This is a genomic window from Henriciella sp. (assembly GCF_049649345.1).
Taxonomy (GTDB): domain Bacteria; phylum Pseudomonadota; class Alphaproteobacteria; order Caulobacterales; family Hyphomonadaceae; genus Henriciella.
Genome location: NZ_JBARZC010000603.1, coordinates 1 through 9,033, shown reverse-complemented (window position 1 = coordinate 9,033; position 9,033 = coordinate 1). Strand labels below are relative to the sequence as shown.

8 protein-coding genes are annotated in these 9,033 nt (G+C 62.6%); 6 read left to right on the top strand and 2 right to left on the bottom strand.

What is annotated here, in order from left to right; translation table 11 throughout:
• Nucleotides 1–58: 58 nt before the first annotated feature.
• The 6 genes from rpmI to WA989_RS16690 all read left to right on the top strand — a co-directional run bounded on the left by rpmI (nucleotide 59) and on the right by WA989_RS16690 (nucleotide 5,819).
• A complete protein-coding gene (gene rpmI / locus WA989_RS16715; protein ID WP_424341613.1) occupies nucleotides 59–262 on the top strand; it encodes a 50S ribosomal protein L35 in 204 nt (67 codons plus the stop codon).
• Between the two features lie 53 nt (nucleotides 263–315).
• Nucleotides 316–678, top strand: a complete 363-nt coding sequence (gene rplT, locus WA989_RS16710) for a 50S ribosomal protein L20 (RefSeq protein WP_424341612.1) — start codon at nucleotides 316–318, stop codon at nucleotides 676–678.
• Nucleotides 679–775: 97 nt separating this feature from the next.
• Nucleotides 776–1,849, top strand: coding sequence for a phenylalanine--tRNA ligase subunit alpha (pheS, locus tag WA989_RS16705; protein ID WP_424341611.1), 1,074 nt, complete (start codon nucleotides 776–778; stop codon nucleotides 1,847–1,849).
• A 13-nt stretch (nucleotides 1,850–1,862) separates the two neighbouring features.
• Complete coding sequence (locus WA989_RS16700; protein WP_424341610.1) at nucleotides 1,863–2,489, top strand: hypothetical protein; 627 nt, start codon at nucleotides 1,863–1,865, stop codon at nucleotides 2,487–2,489.
• 3 nt (nucleotides 2,490–2,492) lie between these two features.
• Nucleotides 2,493–4,889 carry a phenylalanine--tRNA ligase subunit beta gene (gene pheT, locus WA989_RS16695; RefSeq protein ID WP_424341609.1) on the top strand — a complete coding sequence of 799 codons (2,397 nt, stop codon included), beginning with the start codon at nucleotides 2,493–2,495 and terminating at the stop codon, nucleotides 4,887–4,889.
• Between the two features lie 45 nt (nucleotides 4,890–4,934).
• On the top strand, nucleotides 4,935–5,819 hold the full coding sequence (locus WA989_RS16690) for an ion transporter (RefSeq protein WP_424341608.1): 885 nt from the start codon (nucleotides 4,935–4,937) through the stop codon (nucleotides 5,817–5,819).
• A gap of 72 nt (nucleotides 5,820–5,891) precedes the next feature.
• Here WA989_RS16690 and WA989_RS16685 read toward each other — a convergent pair whose 3' ends face one another.
• Together WA989_RS16685 and ccrA are read right to left on the bottom strand one after the other, a co-directional pair.
• Nucleotides 5,892–7,385: a M20 family peptidase gene (locus WA989_RS16685; protein WP_424341607.1), complete on the bottom strand. Its 1,494-nt coding sequence runs from the start codon at nucleotides 7,383–7,385 to the stop codon at nucleotides 5,892–5,894.
• 163 nt (nucleotides 7,386–7,548) lie between these two features.
• Nucleotides 7,549–8,820, bottom strand: a complete 1,272-nt coding sequence (gene ccrA / locus WA989_RS16680; RefSeq protein ID WP_424341606.1) for a crotonyl-CoA carboxylase/reductase — start codon at nucleotides 8,818–8,820, stop codon at nucleotides 7,549–7,551.
• Between the last annotated feature and the right edge of the window lie 213 nt (nucleotides 8,821–9,033).

Genomic DNA, 9,033 nt, shown 5'->3' with positions numbered 1-9,033 from the left:
CTGCAGGCTCATGAACGACTAGACAGCGGGTCCTTCGAGGCCCCTACAGGAGATCGAAATGCCGAAGATGAAGACCAAGAAAGCCGCTGCGAAGCGGTTCAAGTTCACGGCTACGGGCAAGCTCAAGCACGGTGTCGCCGGCAAGCGCCACCGCCTGATCAGCCATAATGCGAAATACATCCGTCAGAATCGCGGCACCAAGTTGGTTGCGGACGCCGACGTTACACGCATCAAGAAGAAGTATCTGCCCTACGGCCTCTAAGGCCGGGCGCGCCACCGAACTCGAACCGAACAAGACTTTAGCAGGAGGCTCAGATGCCCCGTTCACGTAACAAAGTGCCGGCACACGCCCGCCACAAGAAGATCACCAAGGCCGCCAAAGGCTATTATGGCCGCCGCAAGAATACCTTCCGCACAGCCCATGCGGCTGTCTGGAAAGCCGGCCAGTATGCCTATATCGGCCGCAAGCAAAAGAAGCGGACCTTCCGCTCGCTCTGGATTCAGCGCATCAATGCTGCTGTCCGCGCGATTGACGAAAACCTGACCTATTCGCGTTTCATTGACGGCCTCAACAAGGCCGGCATCGAGGTTGACCGCAAGGTTATGGCAGACCTCGCCGTGCGCGAACCTGAAGCTTTTGGAGCCCTGGTGGAGAAAGCCAAGGGCGCTCTGGCCTAAAACCAGACAGTTTCGCTTTTAGCATTTCTCCGCTATTTCCGACCGCTAAGGCGGGGCGGATAAGCCCCGTTTGGCCAGACCCAACGGGGCTTTTTATATGTCCGACATAGAGACGATCGAAAAAGAAGCGCTCAGCGCAATCGAGGCGGCAGATGATCTTGCCGCCCTCGACGGCGTGCGCGTGGCCGAGCTTGGCAAGAAGGGCCGCATCTCCGGCCTGATGAAGACGCTTGGGCAAATGAGCCCGGAAGAGCGCCAGACCATGGGCCCTGCGCTCAATGGCCTGCGCAACCGGGTTCAGGACGCCGTCGAGGCACGCAAGGCAGAGCTTGAAGAGGCTGAGTTGGAGAAGAAGCTCCAGACCGAACGCATCGACATGACGCTGCCACCGCGCGTGTCGCCTGAAGGCCGGTTGCACCCTGTCATGCAGGTCTTCGAGGAAATCTCCTCGATCTTCGGTGATATGGGCTTCACCGTCGCTGAAGGCCCCGACATTGAGGATGACTGGCACAATTTCACCGCGCTGAACTTCCCCGAAGGCCATCCGGCGCGCGAGACGCACGACACCTTCTTCTTCCATCCGCAACAGGGCGCGGCGCCGAAAGTGCTGCGCACGCATACCAGCCCCGTACAGGTGCGCGTGATGGAGAGCACCGAGCCGCCGATCCGCGTGCTCGTGCCCGGCCGTGTCTACCGCAATGACTGGGATGCGACCCACACGCCGATGTTCCATCAGGTCGAAGGCCTCGTCATTGAGAAGAACATCCATATGGGCCACCTCAAAGGCTGCCTGATCGACTTCGTGAAGGAGTTCTTCGAGGTCGCCAATGTTGAGGCGCGCTTCCGCCCGCACTTCTTCCCGTTCACCGAGCCGTCGGCCGAGATGGATGTGAAGTACACCAAGGTGGGCGAAAGCATCGAGATCGGCGCGGGCGATAGCTGGATGGAAATCCTCGGCTCGGGCATGGTTCATCCGAACGTGCTGGAAAATTGCGGCATTGATCCGAAAGAGTATCAGGGCTTCGCCTTCGGCATGGGCGTCGACAGGCTTGCCATGCTGAAATACGGAATGCCGGACCTTCGCCCCTATTTCGAGGCCGATGCCGGCTGGAGCCGCCATTATGGCTTCCGCCCCTGGCTGACGCCCAGCGTCGCTGGCGGCCTGAGCTAGGAGCGCGGAAACGATGGGAAACGGCAACAAGGCAGAAATGCTGATTGCGGTCTGCGCGGTTCTGACCAGCGCGATTGCGGTCTTCATCGCCTGGGACCAGGGCCGCGTCATGCGCGCCCAGCAGCATGGCGCCGTCTATCCGGTCGTTCAGGTCGAGGGCTTCGTATCCTCGACGGCTGAACAGGCCTCGATGGGCATCCGGATCTCGAATAGCGGCGTCGGCCCAGCTCTGATCGAGCGTGTCAGCTTGCTTGAAAACGGCGAGCCGCTGGACAGTCTCGCTCCCTATGTCGACCGCTTTCCACCCGGCTATTCGCACTCATGGTCGAGTGTCATCGGCCGGGCGGTGGCCCCCGGCGACGATGTCGAGCCGTTACGCGCCGACTGGTCGCGTGACGAGGTCACGGGTGCTCAGCTCAATGCCGTGGCCACCGAATGGAGCCAGCTGGACATGGAAGTCTGCTACTGTTCGGTGTTCGAGCGCTGCTGGATTACCCGCAGCCTCGATATGGGCACCGGCATGACCCGCGCCGAGCGCGTTGAACGCTGCGAACGGACCGAAAATGATATTTTTGAAGCGGTCGCCGACCTGGCACGTGCGCCCGCGATTGAAACCGAACCGACCCCCGAAGTGGAATAGACGATGAAGTTCACGCTCTCATGGCTGCAGGATTACCTCGCCACCAAGGCGCCGCTGGATGACATTCTTGCGGTGATGCTGAAGGCCGGCCTCGAGGTCGAGCATGTCGAAGATCCGGCTGAAAAGCTGGCCGCCTTCACCGTTGCCAAGGTGAAGACGGCCGAGCCGCATCCGGACGCAGACCGGCTGCGCGTCTGTACGGTCGACACGGTCGATGGCGAAAAGCAGATCGTCTGCGGTGCCCCGAATGCACGCGCCGGAATGACGGCGATCTATGCCCCGCTCGGTACCTGGATTCCCGGCCTTGAGTTCGCGCTCGACAAGAAGCCCCGCAAGATCCGCGGCGTGGAAAGCTCCGGCATGCTGTGCTCGACCAAGGAGCTTGAAGCCGGCGAAGACCATGACGGAATTGCCGATCTCGATGGCGACTGGAAAGTCGGCACGCCAGCGGCCGAAGCGCTCGGCCTGATCGACCCGATCATCGATTTCGAAGTCACGCCCAACCGGCCGGACTGGCTCGGCGTGCAGGGCATTGCCCGCGATCTCGCCGCAGCAGGCGCGGGCCGCTTCATCGAGAACCCGATCAAGAAGGTCGATGGCTCCTATAAATGCCCGATCGATATCCAGCTTGAAGCACAAGAGGCCTGCCCGGTTTTCGCCGGCGCGATGGTGCGCGGCGTCAAGAACGGCCCCTCGCCGGACTGGCTGAAAGAGCGCCTGAAAGCGGTTGGCATCACGCCCAAATCGCTGCTGGTCGATATCACCAACTATATCTCCTTTGACCGCGCCCGCCCGCTTCACGTCTATGATGCCAAGAAGCTACAGGGCGCTGTCGTCGCGCGTCTCGGCCGCAAGGGCGAAACCCTCGAAGCGCTCGATGGCAAGACTTACGACCTCACCGCCGATATGTGCGTCATCGCCGACGATAGCGGCGCCATCGGCCTTGGCGGCGTGATGGGCGGCCAGTCCACGGCGGTGACCGCTGAGACGACGGACGTCTTCATCGAAAGCGCCTGGTTCGATCCGTTGCGCACCGCCCGCACCGGCCGCACCACCGGCATCATCTCTGATGCCCGCTACCGGTTCGAGCGCGGCGTTGATCCGGCAAGCTGCGTCGCCGGGCTTAACTTCGCCCTCGCGCTCATTCGCGAATATGGCGGCGGGGAAATCTCGACGGCCTCGGTCGCCGGCACGGCGCCAACCGACGCGACGAAGATCTCCTTTGACCGCCGCGATGTCGCTCGCCTGACGGGCCTCGAGATCAAGCCGGCTGAGCTGAAGCGGATGATCAAGGAGCTTGGCTTCACCCTCGAGGACGCCGGAGAGGCCTGGTACCTCACCGTGCCGACCTGGCGGTTCGATGTCGAACAATCTGCCGATATCGTCGAAGAGGTCGCGCGCCTGGTTGGCTATGACGCGCTGCCGACAACGTCGCTGCCAGCGCCCGTTAATGGCCGCAAGGTGGTCGTCACCCCGGCGCAGGCGCGTGTGCGCACAGCCCGGCGTGTCATGGCTTCGCGCGGCTTCCTTGAAGCGGTGACCTGGTCCTTCATGCTGAAAGAGCATGCCGAGATGTTCGGCGGCGGCGATCCTGCGCTGACCGTGTCCAATCCTGTCGCCAGCGAGCTGAACCAGATGCGCCCGAGCATCCTCGCCAATCTCGCTGTCGCCGCCCAGAAGGGCTTTGACCGCGGCGAGCGCGAGATGCGCCTGTTCGAGGCCGGCCCGATCTATCTCGGCGACGGTCCGAAGGATCAGCGCAATGTCGTCGCCGCAATCGTTCGCCCTGTGGCTGAGCGTCACTGGAGCGGCGCGGTTGCGCCTTACGACTCCATGGCCGCCAAGGCCGATCTCTACGCGCTGCTTGCCGAACTTGAGCAGCCGCCGGAACGCTTTCAGGTCGATGCGCCGCGTCAGGGCCATTGGCATCCGGGCCAGTCGGCCTGCCTGAAGCTTGGCCCCAAGGTCACCGTTGCCCATTTCGGCGCGCTGCACCCGCGTGTGCTCAAGGCGCTCGATGTGGACGGTCCTGTCTATGGCTTTGAGCTTAATCTCAACGCGCTGCCCATGATGAAGGCGCGCGCCACCAAGACCAAGTCCGTGCTCGAACGCTCCGGCCTGACCCCGATTCGCCGCGACTTTGCCTTCGTCGTCGAGGACGGCGTCTCGGCAGGGGACATCGTCCGCGCGGCCTCAGGCGCTGACAAGAAGCTGATCGCGGGCGTGTCGGTGTTCGACGTCTATCAGGGCGCCAATATCGAAGCCGGCCGCAAATCCGTCGCCATCGAGGTCACGATCCAGCCGCAGGGCGAGAGCCTGACCGACAAGGATATCGACGCGATTGCCGATAAGGTCGTCGCGGCGGTTTCGAAAGGCACCGGCGGCGTGTTGCGGGGCTAGGGACAGTCCGATAATGCTGGAGGCCTGCAAGCGGGGAGGGGCGGTATGGTCGTTCAGCAGATGATGACACAGATCGGACTGCGCAAGCGGCTCTATCGCCAGATGGAGCCGGATGCGCGGGACAAGAATGGCCTGTCGCCGTTCAACACCTTCATTGTTATCCTGGTCCTGTTGAGCTTTCTGGCGCTGGCGCTCGAAACCGAACCGACCATGAGCGAAGGCTGGATGCGGACGATTGCGATTTTCAACGTCGTCATCATTGTCATTTTCGCCATCGAATATCTGGGCCGCCTCTGGGTCGCGGGCGAGAACCCCGAATATCGGGGGTTCGGGGGGCGGCTGAAATACATTTTTACCGGCTATGCCATTGCCGATCTGATCGCCTTCCTGCCGGAGCTGTTGTGGCTGATCTTTGCGCCGGAAGACTCAAACCAGCAGATCGTCATGGCGCTGCGCGTGCTGCGGGTGGCGCGACTGGCCAAGATTGCTCGTTTCGTGCCGGCTTTCGATGTGCTCGGCGCGACGGTGCAGCGCTCGGGCACGCAGCTCCTGACGACGCTCGCCATGGCGCTGGCGCTGGTCTATGTCTCGGCTGTTGCGCTCTATTTCATCGAAGGCGTCGGCGGCCAGAACCAGGAAAGCTTCGCCTCCATCCCGCGCTCCATCTGGTGGGCCATCGCGACACTGACGACGGTCGGCTATGGCGATGTCTATCCGGTCACCCCGCTGGGGCGCTTCTTCGCGTCCGTGATCGCCATCGCAGGCATCGGCGTTGTGGCTCTGCCCGCCGGCGTGTTCGCGAGCGCCTTCTCAGACGAAATCAAGGAACGCGAAACCGCCAAGCTCGAACGGCGCGGCCACGATGATTACGAGGCTGAGAGTGGCGAGACTGATACGGTGGATGAAGCCCATCCGGACGATAAGGTATAGGCAAGGCTGGCGGGGCAACGCGTCAACCCATGGCAACGCGCCTCCTCCCCTGTGCGGAGCGCCGGATCGCAGCTATTCCGCCGCCTCGTCCATCGCCAGCACGATCTGCGCATAGCCGCGCGCGAGCCGGCCCATATTTTCGACGCTGAGACGCTCATTGGTGCCGTGGAAGCCAGCAAGGTCTGCCGGCCCGACCACCGACGGGGCAAAGCGATACACATCCTCGGTGATCGCACTGGCATAACGCGCATCGGTCGCGCCGATGACGAGAGCAGGGGCGACAGGCGCGCCCTCGCCGGCCTTGCGGGCCACGGCCGCGAGCACGCCATAGGCACGGTTCCCGGTTGAGCTGACAGGCGAGGCTTCGCTCGAAATCCCGCCATCCAGCGGCGCGACTTCGATGCCTTCAATGTCGGAGGTCACGTCGCGCACATGCTGCATGACTTCTTCGACCGTATTGTTCGGATGGACCCGGAAATTGACGATTGCGGTCGCGCGCTGGGCGAGCACGTTTTCCTTTGCAGACCCGGCCAGCATGGTCGGCGCCGTCGTCGTGCGGATCATCGCATTGCCCTGAGGGCTGCCTGAAAAGCCGCTCTCGACCAAGCCCCCAAGCAGCCACTGATTGGCCATTGCCATACGCTGGGCAAAGCCGAGATCAGCGGAGATGACCCGCATCATGTCTGACGTCGGCGATTTGGTGAGGTCGGCTGGCATCTGCGTCTCATCCAGCGCAACAAGGGCGCGGGCGAGCCGCACGGTCGCGCTGTCGCGGGGCGGCGCCGATGAATGGCCGCCTTCGGCGCTGACCGTGATCCGAAGCGTCATATACCCCTTCTCGGCCACACCGATGAGGCCGAGCGTGCCGCCCGTGATCGGATTGTCCTCGATCACCATGAAGCCCTCATCCAGCGCCATGACAGGCGTCACGCCGCGCGATTTGAGCAGCGCGATGCCGGCTTCTGCGCCAGAGCCCGAGACTTCCTCATCATGGCCAAGCTGCAAGAGCACTGTGCGGCGCGGCTCGAACCCGTCTCTGGCCAACGCATCGAGCGCTTCCATCAGCGCCACCAGCGAGCCCTTGTCGTCCATCGCGCCGCGGCCGTAGACGTATCCATCGACGATCTCACCCGCGAACGGCGCGCCGGTCCAGTCGCCTTCAGTCCCGATGTTCACCGGCACGACATCCTGGTGCGCCATCAGCAGCAGCGGATCGAGCGAAGGGTCAGAGCCTTCCCACGTGTAGAGCAGGGTGTATCCGCCCGGCACGGTCTCTTTCTCAGCGGCAGCATGGAACGCCGGATAGGTCTCTTCCAGCCAGGCCTGCAGCTCCAGCCATGGGCCTTCCTGGCCCTGGCGCGGATCGCCGCCCTGAAGCGTGATCGTGCGGAACCGGATCGCCTCTGTCAGATGCTCAGCTGCGATCTCGGCGGAAATCTCAGGTGTCTCGGGCAGCTCGACCTGCTGCACGCCCCCGGGCGCGCCGCCATACATCAATGTGCGCACAACGAGCACGCCAAAAACGATCGCGACAAGCGCGCCAAGACCAATCAAAAGCTGTTTCAAACCAGCCCTCCCTCATGCGGTTCTGAGCCCCAGTGTGAAGCGGGCCGCAAGCGAGGGCAAGTGGGTGACGCCAGCGTCATGATGGGCGTGAGCCCGCCCGCCGCATCCTGAGGCAGGCTCAGGATGAGGGTCGACCCATGGCGGACGGGCGGGTGGGGCCGGATCAGCTCTGGCCGGAGACTGCCAGCACATCCTCAACCGTCCGAAGGCCCGGTTTCGGCGAGGTAACAAGCACTGCCATGTTCCCAGGCAAATGCTTGTTGTCGAGCATCTTTTCGTGCGCCGCCGGAATCTCGGCCCAGGGAAAGACTTCTGACATGCACGGGTCGATCCGCCGGTCGATAACGAGCTGGTTGGCGGCAGAGGCCTGCATGAGGTTCGCAAAGTGCGAGCCCTGCACACGCTTCTGGCGCATCCACAGGAAGCGGGCATCCATGGTCAGGTTGAAGCCTGTCGTACCGGCGCAGATAACGACCATGCCGCCGCGCTTCACCACGAAGACAGAGACCGGGAAGGTCGCTTCGCCCGGATGCTCGAAGACGATGTCGACATCCTTCTTGCCAGTGATTTCCCAGATCGCTTTGCCGAATTTCCGGCTCTCGCGCATATAGTCCGAGAATTCAGGGCCGTTGACCTTGGGCAGCTGTCCCCAGCAGTCGAAATCCTTGCGGTTGATGACGCCCTTGGCACCCATCGAATAGACAAAGTCGAACTTGTCCGGATCAGACACGACCCCGATCCCATGCGCGCCGGTAACAGCGCAGAGCTGGATACCGAAGCTGCCAAGCCCGCCGGACGCGCCCCAGACGAGGACGTTATTGCCGGGCTTCACGATGTGCGGGCGGTGGCCGAACAGCATCCGGTAGGCGGTGGCTAGCGTCAGCGTGTAGCAGGCGCTTTCTTCCCAGGTGAGGTGTTTCGGGCGCGGCATGCACTGGCGCGCCTGCACGCGGCAGAACTGAGCGAAGCTGCCATCCGGCGTTTCATAGCCCCAGATGCGCTGGGACGGCGAGTTCATCGGATCGCCGCCATTGCACTCCTCATCGTCGCCATCATCCTGGTTGCAGTGGATGACGACCTCATCGCCCGGCTTCACGCGGGTCACCTTGCGGCCCACCGCCCAGACGATGCCGGACGCATCAGAGCCGGCGACATGGAAGTCTGCCTTGTGGACATCGAATGGTGAGATCGGCTCGCCGAGCCCCGCCCAGATGCCGTTATAATTGACGCCTGCAGCCATGACGAGGACGAGCACTTCGTCTGAATCGATCTCCGGCACCGGCACCTGCTCGACCTGCATGGCGGTCGATGGCCGTCCATGCCGCTCTCGCCGGATCGCCCAGGCGTGCATCAGTTTCGGGACGTGAAATTCCGGCGGAATCTCACCAAGGTCGTAAATATCTTTCGTCTCACGCGCTTTTGTGGCGGTGGTCATGCTCTCGGGCCTCCGATTTATTGTGATGTGCGCAAGATTATTCCTCCTGCTTCACATTCCTCCTGAATAGCTAGACACTCACCAAATACTCGCCTCGAAGGCAAGAAGAAATTGTGCGGCGCAACATAAACGAATGAGGGTTTGGTATGGGGCCATCCGAATGGGTGTATCTGGACGGGGCGTACCGGAAAGCCACCGAGGCCAGTATTTCTC